At 51.5% G+C, this 17,308-nt stretch carries 18 protein-coding genes; 14 read left to right on the top strand and 4 right to left on the bottom strand.

Annotation, left to right across the window (positions count from 1 at the left end):
• Positions 1-10: 10 nt before the first annotated feature.
• The 4 genes from AADEFJLK_RS19945 (at position 11) to AADEFJLK_RS19930 (ending at position 4,002) form a co-directional block, all read left to right on the top strand.
• Positions 11-1,594 carry a beta/alpha barrel domain-containing protein gene (locus AADEFJLK_RS19945; protein ID WP_157679030.1) on the top strand — a complete coding sequence of 528 codons (1,584 nt, stop codon included), beginning with the start codon at positions 11-13 and terminating at the stop codon, positions 1,592-1,594.
• A gap of 11 nt (positions 1,595-1,605) precedes the next feature.
• Positions 1,606-2,268 (top strand): HAD family hydrolase, encoded by a 663-nt coding sequence (locus tag AADEFJLK_RS19940; RefSeq protein WP_088618629.1) that lies wholly within the window; start codon positions 1,606-1,608, stop codon positions 2,266-2,268.
• Positions 2,269-2,318: 50 nt separating this feature from the next.
• Positions 2,319-3,026: an acylneuraminate cytidylyltransferase family protein gene (locus AADEFJLK_RS19935; protein WP_088618628.1), complete on the top strand. Its 708-nt coding sequence runs from the start codon at positions 2,319-2,321 to the stop codon at positions 3,024-3,026.
• Between the two features lie 187 nt (positions 3,027-3,213).
• Positions 3,214-4,002: an SPFH domain-containing protein gene (locus AADEFJLK_RS19930; protein WP_088618627.1), complete on the top strand. Its 789-nt coding sequence runs from the start codon at positions 3,214-3,216 to the stop codon at positions 4,000-4,002.
• 57 nt (positions 4,003-4,059) lie between these two features.
• Here the strand turns inward: AADEFJLK_RS19930 and AADEFJLK_RS19925 are convergent, their stop codons facing one another.
• The 4 genes from AADEFJLK_RS19925 to AADEFJLK_RS19910 form a co-directional block, all read right to left on the bottom strand.
• Positions 4,060-5,427 (bottom strand): TolC family outer membrane protein, encoded by a 1,368-nt coding sequence (locus tag AADEFJLK_RS19925; protein WP_103975506.1) that lies wholly within the window; start codon positions 5,425-5,427, stop codon positions 4,060-4,062.
• A 94-nt stretch (positions 5,428-5,521) separates the two neighbouring features.
• Positions 5,522-8,692: an efflux RND transporter permease subunit gene (locus AADEFJLK_RS19920; RefSeq protein WP_103975505.1), complete on the bottom strand. Its 3,171-nt coding sequence runs from the start codon at positions 8,690-8,692 to the stop codon at positions 5,522-5,524.
• The gene (locus tag AADEFJLK_RS19915; RefSeq protein ID WP_103975504.1) at positions 8,689-9,765 is read right to left on the bottom strand and encodes an efflux RND transporter periplasmic adaptor subunit; all 1,077 of its coding nucleotides are present in this window, start codon (positions 9,763-9,765) and stop codon (positions 8,689-8,691) included. Before AADEFJLK_RS19915 ends, AADEFJLK_RS19920 begins: the two co-directional genes overlap by 4 nt.
• Positions 9,766-10,407 carry a TetR/AcrR family transcriptional regulator gene (locus AADEFJLK_RS19910; RefSeq protein WP_103975503.1) on the bottom strand — a complete coding sequence of 214 codons (642 nt, stop codon included), beginning with the start codon at positions 10,405-10,407 and terminating at the stop codon, positions 9,766-9,768.
• A gap of 432 nt (positions 10,408-10,839) precedes the next feature.
• Between AADEFJLK_RS19910 and nifE the strand changes: the two genes are divergently transcribed.
• From nifE to AADEFJLK_RS19860, 10 genes are all read left to right on the top strand, one after another.
• A complete protein-coding gene (nifE, locus tag AADEFJLK_RS19905; protein WP_103975502.1) occupies positions 10,840-12,234 on the top strand; it encodes a nitrogenase iron-molybdenum cofactor biosynthesis protein NifE in 1,395 nt (464 codons plus the stop codon).
• Complete coding sequence (gene nifN / locus AADEFJLK_RS19900) at positions 12,234-13,631, top strand: nitrogenase iron-molybdenum cofactor biosynthesis protein NifN (RefSeq protein WP_103975501.1); 1,398 nt, start codon at positions 12,234-12,236, stop codon at positions 13,629-13,631. Before nifE ends, nifN begins: the two co-directional genes overlap by 1 nt.
• A complete protein-coding gene (nifX, locus tag AADEFJLK_RS19895; protein ID WP_088618620.1) occupies positions 13,622-14,107 on the top strand; it encodes a nitrogen fixation protein NifX in 486 nt (161 codons plus the stop codon). The genes nifN and nifX overlap by 10 nt, the downstream gene beginning before the upstream one ends.
• 67 nt (positions 14,108-14,174) lie before the next feature.
• Positions 14,175-14,648, top strand: coding sequence for a NifX-associated nitrogen fixation protein (locus AADEFJLK_RS19890; protein ID WP_103975500.1), 474 nt, complete (start codon positions 14,175-14,177; stop codon positions 14,646-14,648).
• Between the two features lie 11 nt (positions 14,649-14,659).
• Positions 14,660-14,872 (top strand): CCE_0567 family metalloprotein, encoded by a 213-nt coding sequence (locus AADEFJLK_RS19885; protein WP_103975499.1) that lies wholly within the window; start codon positions 14,660-14,662, stop codon positions 14,870-14,872.
• Between the two features lie 13 nt (positions 14,873-14,885).
• The gene (gene fdxB, locus AADEFJLK_RS19880; RefSeq protein WP_088618617.1) at positions 14,886-15,203 is read left to right on the top strand and encodes a ferredoxin III, nif-specific; all 318 of its coding nucleotides are present in this window, start codon (positions 14,886-14,888) and stop codon (positions 15,201-15,203) included.
• Positions 15,204-15,240: 37 nt separating this feature from the next.
• Positions 15,241-15,564 (top strand): (2Fe-2S) ferredoxin domain-containing protein, encoded by a 324-nt coding sequence (locus AADEFJLK_RS19875; RefSeq protein WP_088618616.1) that lies wholly within the window; start codon positions 15,241-15,243, stop codon positions 15,562-15,564.
• A complete protein-coding gene (locus AADEFJLK_RS19870; RefSeq protein ID WP_103975498.1) occupies positions 15,564-16,061 on the top strand; it encodes a hypothetical protein in 498 nt (165 codons plus the stop codon). The genes AADEFJLK_RS19875 and AADEFJLK_RS19870 overlap by 1 nt, the downstream gene beginning before the upstream one ends.
• A complete protein-coding gene (locus AADEFJLK_RS19865; protein WP_088618614.1) occupies positions 16,058-16,435 on the top strand; it encodes a hypothetical protein in 378 nt (125 codons plus the stop codon). The genes AADEFJLK_RS19870 and AADEFJLK_RS19865 overlap by 4 nt, the downstream gene beginning before the upstream one ends.
• 134 nt (positions 16,436-16,569) lie before the next feature.
• A complete protein-coding gene (locus AADEFJLK_RS19860) occupies positions 16,570-17,139 on the top strand; it encodes a hypothetical protein (protein WP_088618613.1) in 570 nt (189 codons plus the stop codon).
• Positions 17,140-17,308 lie beyond the last annotated feature (169 nt).

The raw sequence follows: 17,308 nt of genomic DNA, 5'->3' as shown, positions 1-17,308 counted from the left end.
GTCTATGCCCATGAATACCTTATCGAACAAAACGCGGCTACTCGACTGCACCTTGCGTGATGGCGGCTATTATACCCAATGGGAGTTTGCGGCGGACTTTGTCAGCGAATATTTGGAACTGGTCGCGCGTAGCCCGATACACGATATTGAAATAGGTTACCGCAGCCCTGAAAAAGACAGTTATTTTGGCCAGTATTTTTACCTGTCGCAACAGCAGTTGCGCGAAGCTAAACAGCAGTTACGCCCTGACCAACGTTTGGCGTTGATGTTTAACCTCAAAGATGTCCATGAAGACAGCATCGACGGTTTTCTTGACGATATTGAAGGGATTGTTGACTTGATCCGCTTTGCCGTCGCACCGGGTGAAATAGCCCGCGCCTTGCGTCTGCATGAAAAAGTCGTCGCCCACGGTTTTGCCTGTGCCTTGAATATTATGCACTTGAGCAAATGGAGCCATCGGGTTGAAGAGGTGCTGGCGCCTTTCCAAGGGCTTGATAATCTGGATTGCCTAGCCTTAGTGGATAGTTACGGCGGCTGTTTTCCTGAAGAGGTGGGACGGGCAGTAAATTTGGCCTGCACCATTTTTCCGGGTAATGTCGGTTTTCATGGTCATGATAACGCGGGCTTGGCGTTTGCCAATGCTTTGGCGGCCTTGGCGGCTGGAGGTTTGTCGATTGACGCGACGTTTATGGGGATGGGGCGCGGTGCCGGCAATCTGAAAACCGAGCTGATGCTGACCTATATCGGTATTGCTACGGGTACGGAAATCCCCTATTTTGAACTGAGCAAGTTTATGGACAAAATGGCCAAACTGCATGAACTTTACCAATGGGGAACGTCTTTGCCGTATATGTATTCCAGCTTGTCCGGGCAGGAGCAAGGCAAGGTGATGGATTGGCTGATTAAAGACCGTTTTGACCCATCAGTGGTTATGGGGGCTTTGCAAAATAAGCTGGTGGTGCAAGGCAGTCTGGACGACAAAGCTTTTGCTAAGCTGGCGGATTTTCCGGCGGCAACAGGCCGTAGCCGTTTCATTCTGATCGGCAGTGGTGAAAGTGCGCGGCGGGCGGCCTCGACTATCGGACATTTTGATTTGGATGATACTGTTATTTTACATACCAGCCTTAAATCGACGGATTATTTCACCGATTTAAACGGGCATTGTATTGCCCTGTCCGGCCATGAAATCCAAAAGATACCCGAAACGCGCCTGCATACTTTGGCACAAGCCATTGCTTGCTGGGTGATCGCCCCACCGCCGCGTTTTTCGGGCAGTGTTCCCGAAATCGGTGAAGTGTGCCAAGTGAACCCGGCATCCCTGTTCCTGATTACGGAGATTGCCGACGTTTCCGTGCCTAGCCCCTTGCAATTGGGGTTAACGGCAGCAGTCGAATGCGGGGCCGATGAAGTCATGCTGATAGGTTTTGACGGCTATGCTGATGATGGGGAGTCTTCCCATGCCAAACATGATGAGAATGCCAGCACTATTGCCGATTATTTGGCGGTCGCCAATGTTCCGTATTTAGTCAGCCTTGCGCCGACCTTATACCGCATTCCGGTACGGTCGCTGTATGCGATGGTACAAGCCTGTTAAAGGAGACCGCCATGTTATCGCCTAGCCTTACCATACTTGATTGCGACGGTGTGTTGCTTGATTCCAATACTATGAAAATAGCCGCTTTCCGCACTACGTTGGCTGCCTATCCTGAAGGCGTTGTCGCGCGTTTTTCGGCTTATCAGGCCCGTAATTTTGGCCGTTCGCGGTATGTTTTATTTAAGGATTTTTTTAAATTTTTGGAACGCGAGCCAGAAGCGGGCGAGCTTGAGCACTTGCTTGACCGTTATGCGGCGATTGTCCGCTCGGCTTATTTGGATGTGCCGCTTACGCCCGGCTGTATCGAAACCTTGGTCTATCTTGCCGGCTTTGGGCCGGTGTATATCGCTTCCGGTTCTGACCAAACGGAATTGCGCTGGGTTATGGAGCAACGCTCACTGAGCGGTTATTTCACCGGCATTTATGGTTCGCCGCAAAGTAAAGCCGATATTTTAACGGCTCTTGCGCCTAAATCTGCCCGCCGGGCATTATTTGTCGGGGATGCCAAAGCGGATTTGGAGGCGGCGCAACGCCACCACTGGTGCGATTTTGTCTATATGCGGCGTTTTGCGGCGGCTCCCGCCGAGATGTCGCTACTGATTGAAGGAACCGGTTTGCCCGTCATCAATGTATTGCCTGACCTTTATGAGTTATTGCCGGAATATTCGCTATAACAGAGACTTACCCGCCCTTTACTCCCCTTATCTATCCAAGGTATCCATCTATGAACACTGCCAAAGTCACTGCGATTATTCCCTGCCGTAAGGGTAGCCAGCGCGTCGTCAACAAAAACACCCGCCCCTTTGCGGGCTTTAATCATGGCCTGTTGGAGTTAAAGCTACAGCAGCTCACCGCATCTACAGCGATAGACGATATTTTTGTCACCACCAATGACCCGGTCGTCATTGCCTATATTGAAGAAGTGCGGCCAACCTTGAACAAACCCATCATTCTTGATCGGCGGCCTGACCAATATGCCGCTGACGATTCCCTGCAAGGTCTGATCGGTTATCTTGGGGCAACGGTAGACACCGATATTATCGCCTGGACTCATGTCACCTCGCCGCTGTTTGACGCGCCGTTATATGACGCGGCGCTTTACGCGTATTTTCAGGCCAAACAAGACCACAGCGCCGATAGTCTCATGTCGGTTGATGTCGCGCAAACCTTCGCTTTGCGTTCCGGGGCATGGATTAGTCATGACAGCACCATCAAACGCTGGCCGCGTACCCAAGATTTGGAGAAGATACAACTCGTCAACAGCGCTTTGTTTGTGATTGAACAGCCATTGCTGGTTGCCCTGCAAGACCGCGTCGGCCAAAACCCCTTCTTATTTGAAACCCCGCCTTTGTATGGTTTCGATGTTGATTGGGAGGATGATTTTGCTTTAGGGGAGAAATTATATGAGGTTTTGCTTAAGGAGACTGCCTAGGGCGAGTTGCTGGAAGTCTGTTGTAAATAGGAGGTATAGGCATATAGGCGATTTGCCGTTGCAGGTGGCTTGGGCGAAAATTTGAAAAATAGCTACCCTGTACAAACTTTAGCTTGATTGTGGGGTCTAATAGCCGTGAGCCGGAGGCATCCAGTCCTTCGCGACAGCTTAGCCACAGGAGTACTGTATGTCTTTAGTTAATGTACTCGTTTTCTTCATCTTAATGCTGATTTTCATGGCAATCCGCATTGTCAAGGAGTATGACCGTGGGGTTATTTTCTTTCTGGGCAAGGTCACTGGCGTACGCGGCCCTGGGCTGATTTTGCTTATCCCTGTTTTTGAACAGATGACGAAAGTGACCCTGCGCACCATTACCATGAACATCCCGTCGCAGAAAATTATCACTAAGGATAATGTATCCATCGACATTGCCGCCGTCGCTTATTACAAAATTATTGACCCGCAAAAATCGGTCATTGCCATTGAGGATATTACCAGTGCCGTCAACCAGATCAGCCAGACCACCGTGCGCAATGTGGTCGGGCAGTTTTCGCTAGACCAATTGCTTTCTCAAACCAGCAGTATCAATTTACAGATAAAAAATGTCATTGACGGCCATACCGAACCTTGGGGCGCGGAAGTGACGGCGGTGGAAATTAAGGATATTACGCTGCCCGAAAATATGCAGCGGGCAATGGCGAAAGAAGCCGAGGCCGAACGTGAACGCCGGGCTAAAATCGTCGCCGCCGAAGGCGAGTTCCAGGCGGCGGTGAAATTGGGCGAGGCGGCGGATATTATTGCCCTGCACCCCGTCGCCCTCCAGCTTCGCACCCTCCAGACTATGGCCGAAATCGCCACGGAAAAGAATTCCACCATTATTTTCCCCGCGCAATTCATGACGACCGTACAGGAAGCCATTGCAACAATCAGGCAAGATACCCATAACAACCCCCAGCCCCCCGCCGAAAATCAGTAGTGGCGATTGGCAAGCCCTCTTCACCACGAAGGCTTGCTGTGTCACGGGGTAGATAGTTTAACTACGGCTCTTTGGCGGGAGTTCCAATTGCTGGTTAATATCAGCCAAGTCCGTATCGCTAACCACCCCTGCCGCCGATTTCAGGCGGATAATGTTCATCAGATACTGGTAGCGGGCTTCGAGCAGATCCCGTTTGGCGGCGAACAATTGTTGTTGGGCGTTCAAGACATCAACACTGGTGCGTATCCCGACATCGTAGCCGGTTTGCGTCGATTCCAACTGGGTTTGGCTGCTGCTTAAGGCCTGTTCGTAGGCTTTGACTTGGGCAATACTGGAGTTGAGGTTCAAATACGCCCGTTGGGTTTCCAGTTCGGTCTGGCGGCGGGCAATTTCGACATCATCTTGGGCTTTTTGCTTGTTCAGCACGGCTTGACGGATGCGCGAGCTGGTCGCCCCGCCTTGATAGAGCGGGACTTGCAATTGTACGCCGATCGTACCTGTGTTAATGTCGCTGCCAAACCCGAAGGTGCTGCCGTTAGCGGACGATTCGGTATAACTGGCGACTGCGTCCACTGTCGGCAGATGTTCGGCTTGGTTGCGTTCGATTTCTTGGCTAGACAGTTTTGCCAGATCCTGTTGGATTTGAATGCTTAAATTACTGTCCGCCGCCACTTTCAGCCATTGATCCATGGTCTGTGCCAAGGTATTGGGTTTCAGGCTGGGTTTTACCGTCGCTAGCTGCTGGGGCAACTCTCCGGTGATTGACTGTACCGCGCGTTTGGCAATTTCAATGGCGTTTTCGGCGGCTATTTCTTGGGCGATAACCAAATCATAGCGTGCTTGGGCTTCATTCGCGTCGGTAACTGTGGCGTTGCCGACATCGAATTTAGATTTTGCTTGCTCCAATTGGCTTAAGATGGCGGCTTTTTGCGCGGTAATCAAAGCCAGTTTATCTTGGGCTATCAGGGCATCAAAATAGTGTTGGGTGGTGCGCAGCATCAGATTTTGTAAGGTTAAATGCAGTTGCTTGTCGGCTTGGCTGACTTGGGTGCGCAGTTGTTCCATTTGCACCAGATTCTGTTGGCGGAACAGCGGTTGCCGCGCTTCCACCCCGTATTGGTAGCCTTGATAAGAGCGTACGCCATTGGGGAAAGGTACACCCATACCTTGATAATGGACATCGGACTGCGAGGCGCTACCGCCCGCACTGAAACTGATGACCGGGCGGTATAAAGCTTTGGCTTGTTCGATCAATTCTTGCGCTGCGCTGTTGGCGCTTAAGGCCGAGGCTAAGGTTGGGTCATGTGCCACCGCCTGATGGTAAATATCCAGTAAAGACTGGGGGCTGGTTTCGGCCACCGCAGGGGTGCCCCACGCCGCCGTAGCGGCAATCAGTGTAGTAACAAAAATGCTGGGATGTCGCATAGTGGATAACCTTTATTACGCGCAAAAAATGATGTCGCCGTCTAGGATACGGCTTGTTAGGCCGCCTGTACGGATGGGTTCATGAGGAGGCTTATCAGGCCTCATCCAGTGCCTCAGGCATTTTTACCCTAAACCATGCCGCATATAAGGCGGGTAAAAACAGCACCGTCAATAAGGTCGCCACGGCCAGACCGCCCATAATAGCGACCGCCATGGGTCCGAAAAAGACGCTGCGGGTCAACGGTATCATCGCCAGAATCGCCGCTGCCGCTGTCAGTACGATGGGGCGGAAACGGCGGATGGTCGATTCGACCACCGCTTGCCACGGTGCCATTCCCCCTGCCCTATCTTGGTCGATTTGATCGACCAAAATCACCGAGTTGCGCATAATCATCCCCGACAGGGCAATAGTGCCGAGCATGGCGACAAAACCGAACGGCTTATCGAACAGTAATAAGGCCAGGGTGACCCCGATAAGCCCCAAAGGCGCAGTCAGCACCACCAATATGACCCGTGCGAAGCTTTGTAACTGTATCATTAGGATGGTCAGCACCGCGATGAGAAACAGCGGGAAGCCCACTGCTACGGAGGCGCCGCCTTTCGCGGATTCCTCGACCGCACCGCCTGTTTCGATACTGATCCCTAGCGGCAAGTGGCTTTTCAACTCGGCTAATTTTTCTTCCACTTGCCCGGATACTACAGGGGCTTGCAAATCGCCTTGCAAATTACCGCGTACAGTAATGGACGGTATACGGTTGCGCCGCCAAATCACACCTTCTTCAAATTCGTAGCTGATAGTGGCGATTTGCGCCAGCGGCACACCCACACCTGTTTGTGTGTTAATCATCAGATCCGGCAAATGCGACAGGCGGGTACGCTGTTCGGTCGTGCCACGGGCGACCAAATCAATGCGCTCGATACCCTCCCTAAATTCGGTGATATATAGCTCTTGAACCCCGCCATTCAACACCGTGGCAATATCCGCCGAACTGATGCCTAGCAAGCGGGCTTTAGCTTGATCGACACTGACCTTAATCACTTTGCTGGGTTCATCCCAACTCAGCTGAACGTTAGTCAGGTTACTATTGGCCCGCATAATGTCGGCAATTTGCCGGGCAATTGTGCGTATTTCAGGGATATTGCTGCCGTTGACCCGAAATTGCACCGGAAAACCGACAGGCGGGCCATTTTCCAGACGCAGCACCGAAGCCCGCAGAGCCGGAAAGTCATTGGCAAATAAGGTCAGCAAATCTTTGCGTAAAGCTTCGCGGTCGGCCAGGGTTTTATTTAGGATGACAAACTGGCCAAAACCACGGTGCGGCAATTGGATGTCCAGAGGCAAATAAAAGCGCGGCGCACCGCTGCCGATATACGCGACAAAATTATCAATGCCCTGATGTTGGGTATTCCATTCGAGCAGCCATTGTTCCAGCTTTTTCGCTTGGCTTTCGGTCGCCGTATAAGACGCGCCTTCCGTCAGGCGCAAGTCGACAATCAATTCCAGACGGGTCGAATCGGGGAAGAATTGTTGCTGCACTTTGCCGAAGCCGATAATCGCGAACACAAACAAGGCAAGGGTAATGGCAATGACGGTCTTACGGTAGCGCACACAGGCAGTGACGACTTTTCGGAAAACGTGGTAAAAAGCCGAGTTATAAATGTCGTGGTGGTGGGCTTGGGGTACTTTCGGTGTCAGTTTCAGCGTTGCCCGCCACCAGTTGCCCAATTTTGAGGGCTGTGGGGCTTGGCCGTAATCAGGTAGCAGATGGTAGCCTAAGTACGGTACAAAAATCACCGCCGCAAACCATGACACTAACAGGGCAATCGCCGAGACCTGAAAAATTGACCGCGTGTATTCGCCTGTGGACGAAGCGGCGGTGGCAATCGGCAAAAACCCCGCCACAGTGACTAAGGTACCGGTCAGCATCGGCATGGCGGTGGAGGTGTAGGCGAACGAAGCGGCTTTCAGCCTATCCCAACCCTGCTCCATTTTCGCCGACATCATTTCCACGGCGATAATTGCATCGTCAACCAGCAGCCCCAAGGCCAGAATCAACGCACCCAGCGAGATTTTATGCAGGCCGATATTCAGTTGCTGCATGACCAGGAACGTTGTCGCCAGTACCACCGGAATGGTGATGGCAACGACGATACCGCTACGCCAGCCCAGTGATAACAGGCTGACCCCCAGCACAATCACCAAAGCTTCGGCCAAGGAATGGACAAAATCACTGACCGAACGGGTGACAATTTCCGGTTGTGAGGTGACGGTGTTCAGTTCCAAACCGACCAGCAAATTTTGTTTGATACCGGCAATGGCCTTATCGAGGTTATGGCCCAGTTCAATCACATCGCCGCCGTCGGTCATGCTCACGCCCAGCAATAAAGCTTCTTTGCCCTGATAGTGGACACGGTCATGGGGCGGGTCTTCATAACCGCGATAAATTTTTGCCACATCCCCTAGGCGGAAATCATGCTGGTGCGAACGCAAGCGCAGCTCCCGCAAATCTTCCAAATCAGTATAACGCCCGGATACCGCAATACGGATACGTTCGTCGGCGGAATCATAAGTGCCGCCCCGCACGACGGTGTTTTGGTTTTGCAAAGTTTGGATCAGCTCTGGGGTGCTGATGCCTAATGTCACCAGTTTGGCATTGGCTATTTCGATAAATAAGCGCTGTTTTTGTTCGCCAAAAAATTCCACTTTGGCGACATCTTTGACCTTAAGCAGTTCGGTACGGATTAGTTCGGCGTGTTTTTTGAGGTCGGCATAAGCAAAACCGTCGCCCGTCAGGGCATACATACTGCCGTACACGTCACTAAATTCATCGTTAAAAGTCAGGCTTTCCAATTGTTGCGGCAGGGTATTGCGGATGTCGCCGACTTTTTTCCGTAGCTGGTACCACAACTCAGGAATGGCCGACGACATGGTGTCGTCCTTAATGATGACAAAAATCATGGTCTCGCCAGGCCGCGAAAAGCTGCTGATAATGTCAAGGTGCGGCAATTCTTGGATTTTCTTTTCCAGCTTGTCGGTGACTTGCTCGGCCATTTCCTCAGCACTCGCCCCCGGCCAAGTGGCGTGTACCAGCATGACTTTAAAGGTAAACGGCGGATCTTCCGATTGCCCTAGTTTGGTATAGCCCATAAAACCGGCCACCGTCAGCACCAACATTAAGTACAAAACTAAGGTCTGGTGCTTCAATGCCCAGTCGGTTAAGTTAAAGCCCGTATTGGCGGTTTCGTGTTCAGGAGTCTTATTCATGGTTTTGTCTCCATAACCGGACGCACCAGTTGGTCTTTAGTAAGGGTATGGACACCCGCGATGGCGATAGTTTCGCCCGTGCTTAAGCCGCTGCGGATCACTACGCCATCTTCCCGAAACTCCCCCGTTTCAACCGCGCGTGGTTGTGCATGGTTATTAGCATCAATCACCCAGACTTGGCTTTTGCCGTTATTGGCGGTTAAAGCACGGCTGGGTATCAATACACTACTGTCATTAGTGGCGCTTGGGGCAGCAAACCGGACTCCAGCGGTCATGCCGAATTTAACGGCAGCATCGGTATTTTCCAAGGTGATGCGCACGTTAAATGTGCGGGTCGCCGCGTCCGCCGTCGGGGCAATTTCCCGCACGATCCCGGTATAGGTTTTTTGCTGATCCGCCCACATTTTTAATAGCACTGGAGCTTGCAGCTTGACTTCCGCCATCCGCGATTCCGGCACGGCAACCAGCACGTCGACGGTATGGATGTCGGCGATACGCACAATAACGTCACCTGCCGCAACCACTTGCCCCGGTTCGGCCTGGATAAAGCTGACTACCCCGTCCCGGTCGGCGGTCAAGGTGGTGTATTGGGTTTGGTTGCCGGAGATATTGGCTTGGGCTTTGACTTTCGCCAAGCGGGCGCTGGATTCTTTCAACTCCGACTCCTTAATATCCAAGGCCGAGGCGGAAATGAATTTTTTGGCGAACAATTGCCGTTGTCTGGCGACTTCCGCCACCGCCAAGGCATGGCTGGCTTCCGCCGAAGCCACTTCCGCCGCCGCCGCCGCCGCATTAAGCTGGCTATCGGTGGCATCCAGCCGCGCGATAACTTGGCCTTTACTGACTCTAGCGCCCATTTCCACGCGCCGCTCAATAATTTTGCCGGCAATACGGAAACCTTGGGCAGATTCATAACGGGGCTGCACTTGCCCGATCAAACTCATTGCCGTTTCTGTAGCGCTGTCAGCCACCTGCATGACCAAAGCCGGACGCGGGGGCGGGGGCGGCTCTACAGGTTTGTCACAAGCTACCAATAAAATTAAGGCCAATAATCCAAAGAGTAAATGTCGCATTTAAAAAATCCTGTCAGGTTGGCGGAGCAGGCCGCGTAAAAGGGCGTTTTGCATTAAGCTGAGTCGGGCATCAATGTCAGTCCATTGCATCCAAATCTCATTACCTAGGGCGATTTGTAAGGAACAAACTCCGTGTACGCCCGCCCATAAGGTTTGGACAATCAGTTCGCTATCGTTAAGGTCAGCCCTGAACAGTTCTGCATCAAAAGCCGCCTGCACGACGGCTTGCAGTTGCGCATAGGCATCTTGTTCGGTATTGCCCTGTTCGATATGGGTAATGTCCATGTTGCAAGGCCCGCGCGGAGTCATGAACATAAAGCGGTAATGGCCGGGATGGTGTAGCGCGAACTTGGCATACCCCCGGCACAATGCCTGGATACGTTGGATAGGATCAGGGATTTGCATAATCTCGCGCATCCCAGAAGCTAAGGCCAAAAAATCGGCATCACAGACCGCTTGTAATAAGGCTTCTTTATCTTGGAAATAGTTATATAGCGTCGTAGCGGAATACTTGATTTGCTTGGCGATTTCCCGCATTGACACCGCTTCTATCCCGCGCTCGACAAATAAGCTGCGGGCGGCATCAAGGATCAGGGTGCGTAGCTGTTCGCGGTCTTGTTCGGATTTAATTTTAGGGGGCATGGGCAATAGATTATTTTATTAACGACGTTAATTTAACATTGTTAATATATTGTGTAAAAGTTTTTTTTCGCCGTAGCTTGTTTTTGTAAGGCGCAAATAATTCAGGTAAATGCTAATGGGTACGGATCTTGGTGTATTGGCAAGATGGCCGTGTGCCAAGACCCGTTTCACGATACGGATTACGCCGAGATTATTTTGCATTCCTTACCTATTTCCCACCCAGTGGTTAGCGACAAATTTGGGATGGCTTTATGAAAAACATGATCATCGGGCTGCACTGCCCGCCTGTTCCAGCCTTGTCACACCCTCCACCACCAAATTGTCAGGTTCCCTACAAAATAAATCCATTAAAATATATTATAATTCAATGGGATAATAAATGGCACACTGTTTGCTTTTAGCTTAACAAACAAAGCTATCAGGTCAAAAGCCATGAAATCGACAAAAGACATTGCAGCGTTGCTGGACGAACCTGCTTGCGAGCATAACAAAAAGGAAAAATCCGGTTGTGCCAAGCCTAAGCCGGGGTCGGCGGCGGGTGGCTGTGCTTTTGACGGGGCGCAGATTGCCCTGTTGCCCATTGCCGATGTCGCCCATATTGTCCACGGGCCTATCGCTTGCGCGGGCAGTTCGTGGGATAACCGCGGGACACGTTCTTCCGGCGCGGACTTATACCGTATCGGCATGACCACCGACCTGACCGAGCAGGATATTGTCATGGGTCGGGCGGAAAAACGCTTGTTCCATGCCATTAAACAGGCGATAGACACTTACTCGCCGCCTGCCGTGTTTGTTTATAACACTTGTGTGCCCGCCTTAATCGGCGACGATATCAACGCTGTCTGTAAATCTGCCCAAGAACTGTGGGGTGTACCTGTGGTGCCGATAGACAGCGCGGGCTTTTATGGCACAAAAAACCTGGGCAACCGGATTGCTGGCGATGCGATGGTTAAATATGTTATCGGCACACGCGACCCTGACCCCTTACCCATCAACAGCCCTATCACCATCCATGACGTGAATCTGATTGGCGAATACAACATCGCGGGCGAGTTTTGGCATGTGTTGCCGCTGTTAGACGAATTAGGCTTGCGGGTGCTGTGTACTTTGTCCGGCGATGCCCGGTTCCGGGAAGTGCAAACGATGCACAAAGCGGAAGTCAATATGATGGTTTGCTCCAAGGCGATGGTTAATGTCGCGCGGAAGTTGCAGCAAAGCTACCGGACACCGTGGTTTGAAGGCAGTTTTTACGGTATTACCGACACTAGCCAAGCCTTGCGGGATTTTGCCAAAGCTTTGGGTGATGACGATTTGACCGCCCGCACCGAGCAAGTGATTGCCCGCGAAGAAAGCCGCATCCGTGCCGAATTGGAGCCGTGGAAGGCGCGGCTGAAAGGCAAGCGGGTGCTGTTGTTTACGGGTGGGGTAAAAAGTTGGTCGGTGATTTCGGCGCTGCAAGATTTAGGCATGGTGGTGGTGGCGACAGGTACGAACAAATCCACTGAAGAGGATAAGGCGCGGATTCGGGAACTGATGGGTGAGGATACCCTGATGATCAATGACGGTAGTCCGAAAGCCTTGTTAAAAGTCGTCCATGATTATAAGGCCGATATTCTGATTGCCGGAGGCCGGAATATGTACACGGCTTTAAAAGCGAAAATCCCTTTCTTGGACATTAACCAAGAGCGCGAATTTGGTTATGAAGGCTATCAAGGCATGTTGGAATTGGTGCGGCAATTGGCTTTGACCATTGAAAGCCCCGTCTGGCAGGCCGTTAGGGCTCCCGCACCGTGGAAAACGTTGGCGGCTTTTCCGGAGGCGGCGTAATGGCTGATATTTTAAAGCGCAATAAGGCGCTCTCGGTTAACCCGCTAAAAGCCAGTCAACCGATAGGCGGCTCTTTGGCAACCTTAGGCTTTAATCGCGCTATGCCGATGCTACACGGCTCGCAAGGTTGCACCGCATTTGCCAAGGTGTTTTTTGTCCGGCATTTCCGCGAGCCTATTCCGTTGCAAAGCACGGCTATGGATCAGGCCAGTTCGGTGCTGGGGGCGGATGAGAATGTCCGCGAAGGTATCCGTAATATTGCCGAAAAATCCAATCCCGCGCTGATTACGATTTTGACGACAGGCTTGGCCGAAACGCAAGGGGCGGATGTCCACCGTAATGTCCGCGAGTTCCGCGAGGCCAATCCAGAATTTGCCGATGTCGCCGTGGTCGCGGTCAATACCCCTGATTTTACCGGCAGTGTCGAGACGGGTTATGCAGCGACATTGGTGGAGATTATCCGCGCTTTGGTGCCGGATGCCCAAACCGCCGGCACCTATCCGGGCAAACGGAAGCGTCAGGTCAATGTCTTGGCGAGTTATATGCTGACTCCGGGTGATTTGGAGGCGTTACGCGATATTTTTGAGCAATTCCAGCTGCGGCCTGTATTTGTCCCTGATTTATCGGATTCCTTAGACGGTTGTTTGACCGATGATGATTTTAGCCCCGTGACAATCGGCGGCACACTTATCTCGGAAATGGCGACCTTAGGTGATGCGTTGGCAACCATCGTGATTGGCGACTCCTTAAGCAAGGCCGCCGAACTGTTGGAGGCCAAAACGGGTGTGCCTACCTATCCCCTACCCCACCTCTATGGCTTAAAAGCCAATGACGCGCTGATGTGCGCCTTGGCAAAGATCAGTGGCAACGCCGTGCCGGAACGCATCGAACGGCAACGCGCCCAGTTGCAGGATGCCATGCTCGACACCCATTTTATGCTTGGGCAATTGCGGGTCGCCATTGCCGCCGATGCCGATTTGTTGGCGGCGTTTATTGATTTGGTACAGGAAATGGGTGCGGATGTGGTGGCGGCAGTGACTTCCTGCAATACGCCGCTGTTGGCGAAAATTCCGGTCGCCAGTATCAAAATTGGCGATCTGGAAGACATGGAACTGATGGGCCGGGCAAACAAAGTGCAATTGGTCATTGGTAACTCCCATGCGGTAGATACCGCCGAACGGCTGGGTACGCCAATTTTACGCGCGGGTTTCCCCTTGTACGACATTATCGGCGGCTACCAGAAAACCTGGGTCGGTTATCGGGGCACACGGCAAACCTTGTTTGATTTGGCTAACTTGGTCATCAATTATTCGCATGAAGAAATTCCTGTGTACCACTCCGTGTACGCGCAAAAACCCGCCAGTGAACTTACCGACCGGCCACAGCCATGTCATTAACCAGACGAATGCACATTGTGCCTGACACAGAAGAGGAAAAATTTATGGAAACCGCCTTAAAAATCGCGTTCGCCACTACCGATATGGACACGGTTAATCAGCATTTCGGCTCGGCGAAATCCTTCGCCATTTATGCCGTGGATATGGAAAATTCGCAGTTATTGGAAGCCGCGCAGTTTGGCGAACTTAACCAAGACGGTAACGAAGATAAGCTGTCGGTCAAGCTTGACCTGCTCGATGGTTGTGCGGCGGTGTATTGCCAAGCGGTCGGCGGGTCGGCGATTAACCAACTGATCGCCAGAAATATCCAGCCCGTCAAGGTGCATGAAGGCAGCAAGATTAAAGACCTGATTGCCGATTTGCAAAACGAAATCAAAGCCGGCCCGTCAAGCTGGTTGGCGAAGGCGATTAACCAACACAAAGGCCCGGATCCCGAGCGCTTCAATAAAATGCTTGATGAGGGCTGGGATGAATAGCTGCCCGTTTGCCCATTGCCAAGCCGGCACAAACACCCCCCACTAATCATTAAACGGAGAGAACACCATGAGTACTGCCGCATTAGTCGTAGCCGAAGACGATGTCCATTTAAGTTCTGATATTGTCAAAGACTACATTAAACAATTACGCGCGATTGACACTTACGATACTTATGCAGGTTGGTCGGAAGCTAAAATCATCGACCCGGTTGTGTTGACCAAAGAACGCAAACAAGGCATTCCGGTTATTGGCGACCCTGATGAAATCACCATCGCCCGTTTAAAAGCCTATTACAACTCGTTGGCGACCCTGATCGAAAAAAAGACCGGATTGATGGCCGCCCCTATCGTGCATCTTAGCCACGAAGGCTTTGGCCGCGCGTTAATCATGGTCGGTAAGCTGATTGTGGTCGATAAAATTTTACGCGACACCCACCGTTTCGGCTTCGCCAGCTTGGAAGACTTGTGTGAGAAAACCGACAAAGTCATCGAAAAAGCGTTGGGCTTAATCGAAAAATATAACGCTGCCGCAACGGATTAAGAGGGCTTGCCATGTCTGACGATTTAAAAACCCTGGAAAAAGAAGTCAAAAAAACCAAACGCTTGGCGAGTGAACAGGCGATGGTCTTGCATGACTTGATCGAAGACCGTTTACCGGATGGTTACGGTGAATTGATGGGCATAGCCGAAGAAGTTTATGCCGCCTGCAAGGCTTGGGATGAAGCTAACCAAAAACTGCTGGCCGCCCAAGCGGCGGCGGCCTAAGCGGAGATACATCATGGCTGAATTTGTCACCGGCGTTACCTTTGGCGGATCGGAGTGGACTCCCGCATACGTTACCGACATTAACCAAAAGACCTGCATCGGTTGTGGCCGCTGCTTTAAAGTCTGCCCCCGCGATGTGTTTGATTTGGTGGATAAGGCAGAAGCCTTGGATGCCGAGGATTTTGACGACGATTACGGTGATTTTGAAGACGATGATGATAACAGCATGGTTATGAGCATTAAAAATTCTCTTGATTGTATCGGTTGCGAGGCTTGCTCAAAGGTTTGCCCTAAAGCTTGCTTTACCCATACCCATAAAATTGCTGCCTAGCTGCTAGTCGATTGTAACTTTTTAAAGGATATTCATCATGCCCAGACCCGAAAAACATGTGTTTGTTTGCACCCAAAACCGTCCGCAGGGTCATCCGCGCGGCTCTTGTGCCCAGTCGGGTTGCGCCGAAGTCATGAATGAGTTCATGAACGAAATCCAAGCGCGTAACTTATTTGAAAAAATCGGCCTGACCAATACCGGCTGCATGGGGCCGTGCATGATGGGGTCTAGTGTACTGGTCTACCCTGAAGGTGTGATGTACGGCAAAGTGCAAAAAGACGATGTCAAAACCATCATTGAACAACACTTGCTCGGCGGCGAACCGGTCGCCGATTTGTTGATGCCCGCCGAGATTTGGTGATGGCCGCTGTTACGCTGATTGAAGAACGGGTGCTGTTTAGCCCGGATATACCGGAAGCGGTCAACCAGCTTTTACAAGCGGCGGTCGCCGCCAGTTCGGTAGACCAAAGCAGGGCGGAAAGGCTATTTTTACAGGCGCAAAGCTTGGATAACGCTTGCCTGCAAACCTATTTCGCCCTGTATAAGTTTTATTTTTTCCAAAAACGCCTAGCCGATGCCGAACGCATCGTCAGGGCGGGTTTGGCGGAAGCGGCAAGACAAGGCCAGTTTCCGGTAGATTATAGCCAACTGGCGCAACAGCCCAAGCAATGGGATCTGTATGCCAATGATACCGCCCTATTTTATTTGTACACACTGAAAGCGTTGGCCTTCATCAAATTACGGCAAGGCTATGACGGCGAGGCGCAACAGGTACTGGCGTACTTACGGCAACTGGATCCGAAAGACCTTTCGGGGGCTTCGGTGATTATGGATTTGGCGGCGGGGATGGCGGCATGAGCGATTTGACAGCACAGATTACGGCCAACCGCCCCTTAGGCGAAGCCGTATGCCAGCGCCTAAGCGCGGAAATCGACAAACTGGGTTTTGCCGCCAGCGAAGCCCTGCCTTACCCGCAGTATGACGAAGCCCGTTTCGAGCTGGTCAAAGACCCGTATACGGGGGGGCATAATCTGGCCTGCCATTGGTTTAACCATGCCAATAAGCAACGTTTGGGTAAGCTGCAATTTAACAGCGACGGCAGTTTTTATGCTGAATTTGATGTCGTCAAACCCCATCCGCGTAAAAGCCAATGGTTTGTTGAAGGGGTCACAGCCTGGGGACAAGCGGACAATATCAAAGCGGAAGCCAAATTACTGCCCTTAACTCCCTAAGGAACGGGCATGAAATAATTTCGGCATTAATCCGGCAGACCTTGTAGGTTGCCAAAACCTGCAAGGCCTTAATTGATGAGTTTATTTCATACCCATTCCTAACACATTATTTTTACTGAATATTGGAGAAAACCATGTTATTAGAAACTTATCAGGCCCAAGGCTTATTAACCGTCACTTTAGTCAACGGCCAAACCAGCACGGCGGGCGTTTATGCGTATCGCGGCGATTTGGTGCTGAAAGAAGGCGCGTTGCGCGAAGGCACCACGCACGACCGCAAGCCGCCCGAAGCACTGTTCATCCATTCGGCGTTAATTATCGAAAATGACAAAATCAAATTTATCAACGGCCTATTGCCTAAGCTCGATTTATTGCCTGTTTTTGTAGAAAAATATCAGGCCGACATTGCCAGCGATTGTGTTGCCATCGTCTATGTCGAAAATATCGCCAAAAGCCTGCAAGTTGAATTGGCCGGGGTCACTTATATCTTGTTGCCTTACAAAGAAGGCTTGGTTTGGAACGAGATTTTAGAAGAGCTGTATATCGAAAAAAGCGAGCTGAAAAACCAATCCGCCGAAGATAAAGTGGCCATCGCTTATGCCGCCGCCAAAACCTATAAAACCAAAGCACCGCTGGTGACGTATGAAGAAGCGCAAGCGAATACCTTTGTCGTGGTCAAAGATGCGTCAGTAGGGGCGATTTAAGCTAGCCTTTAGCCTAAGGCATTATCAAAGGATAAGCTTTAGTGCCGCTTGGCTTGCCGGACATAGCGGCCAAGCCAAGCGTCGGCTGTCTTTAGCGATTTGTCTACACCATAACTTTAAGCAAGCCAGCCAATCCGTCGGCGGCTACCCGTCTACACTACGCCCCCCT

The sequence above is a fragment of the Methylovulum psychrotolerans genome, from assembly GCF_002923755.1.
GTDB classification, from domain to species: domain Bacteria; phylum Pseudomonadota; class Gammaproteobacteria; order Methylococcales; family Methylomonadaceae; genus Methylovulum; species Methylovulum psychrotolerans.
Note: the sequence above shows the minus strand (reverse complement) of the source record. Positions and strands in the feature narration are given on the sequence as shown.

Excerpts from the sequence above, each read along its gene's own strand:
- AADEFJLK_RS19875 (WP_088618616.1), top strand. The coding sequence starts at position 15,241 with ATGCCCAGACCCGAAAAACATGTGTTTGTTTGCACCCAAAACCGTCCG.
- AADEFJLK_RS19925 (WP_103975506.1), bottom strand. The coding sequence starts at position 5,427 with ATGCGACATCCCAGCATTTTTGTTACTACACTGATTGCCGCTACGGCG.
- AADEFJLK_RS19915 (WP_103975504.1), bottom strand. The coding sequence starts at position 9,765 with ATGCGACATTTACTCTTTGGATTATTGGCCTTAATTTTATTGGTAGCT.
- nifN (WP_103975501.1), top strand. The coding sequence starts at position 12,234 with ATGGCTGATATTTTAAAGCGCAATAAGGCGCTCTCGGTTAACCCGCTA.
- AADEFJLK_RS19870 (WP_103975498.1), top strand. The coding sequence starts at position 15,564 with ATGGCCGCTGTTACGCTGATTGAAGAACGGGTGCTGTTTAGCCCGGAT.
- nifE (WP_103975502.1), top strand. The coding sequence starts at position 10,840 with ATGAAATCGACAAAAGACATTGCAGCGTTGCTGGACGAACCTGCTTGC.
- AADEFJLK_RS19930 (WP_088618627.1), top strand. The coding sequence starts at position 3,214 with ATGTCTTTAGTTAATGTACTCGTTTTCTTCATCTTAATGCTGATTTTC.
- AADEFJLK_RS19890 (WP_103975500.1), top strand. The coding sequence starts at position 14,175 with ATGAGTACTGCCGCATTAGTCGTAGCCGAAGACGATGTCCATTTAAGT.
- AADEFJLK_RS19865 (WP_088618614.1), top strand. The coding sequence starts at position 16,058 with ATGAGCGATTTGACAGCACAGATTACGGCCAACCGCCCCTTAGGCGAA.
- AADEFJLK_RS19940 (WP_088618629.1), top strand. The coding sequence starts at position 1,606 with ATGTTATCGCCTAGCCTTACCATACTTGATTGCGACGGTGTGTTGCTT.
- nifX (WP_088618620.1), top strand. The coding sequence starts at position 13,622 with ATGTCATTAACCAGACGAATGCACATTGTGCCTGACACAGAAGAGGAA.
- AADEFJLK_RS19945 (WP_157679030.1), top strand. The coding sequence starts at position 11 with ATGAATACCTTATCGAACAAAACGCGGCTACTCGACTGCACCTTGCGT.
- fdxB (WP_088618617.1), top strand. The coding sequence starts at position 14,886 with ATGGCTGAATTTGTCACCGGCGTTACCTTTGGCGGATCGGAGTGGACT.
- AADEFJLK_RS19860 (WP_088618613.1), top strand. The coding sequence starts at position 16,570 with ATGTTATTAGAAACTTATCAGGCCCAAGGCTTATTAACCGTCACTTTA.
- AADEFJLK_RS19885 (WP_103975499.1), top strand. The coding sequence starts at position 14,660 with ATGTCTGACGATTTAAAAACCCTGGAAAAAGAAGTCAAAAAAACCAAA.
- AADEFJLK_RS19920 (WP_103975505.1), bottom strand. The coding sequence starts at position 8,692 with ATGAATAAGACTCCTGAACACGAAACCGCCAATACGGGCTTTAACTTA.
- AADEFJLK_RS19910 (WP_103975503.1), bottom strand. The coding sequence starts at position 10,407 with ATGCCCCCTAAAATTAAATCCGAACAAGACCGCGAACAGCTACGCACC.
- AADEFJLK_RS19935 (WP_088618628.1), top strand. The coding sequence starts at position 2,319 with ATGAACACTGCCAAAGTCACTGCGATTATTCCCTGCCGTAAGGGTAGC.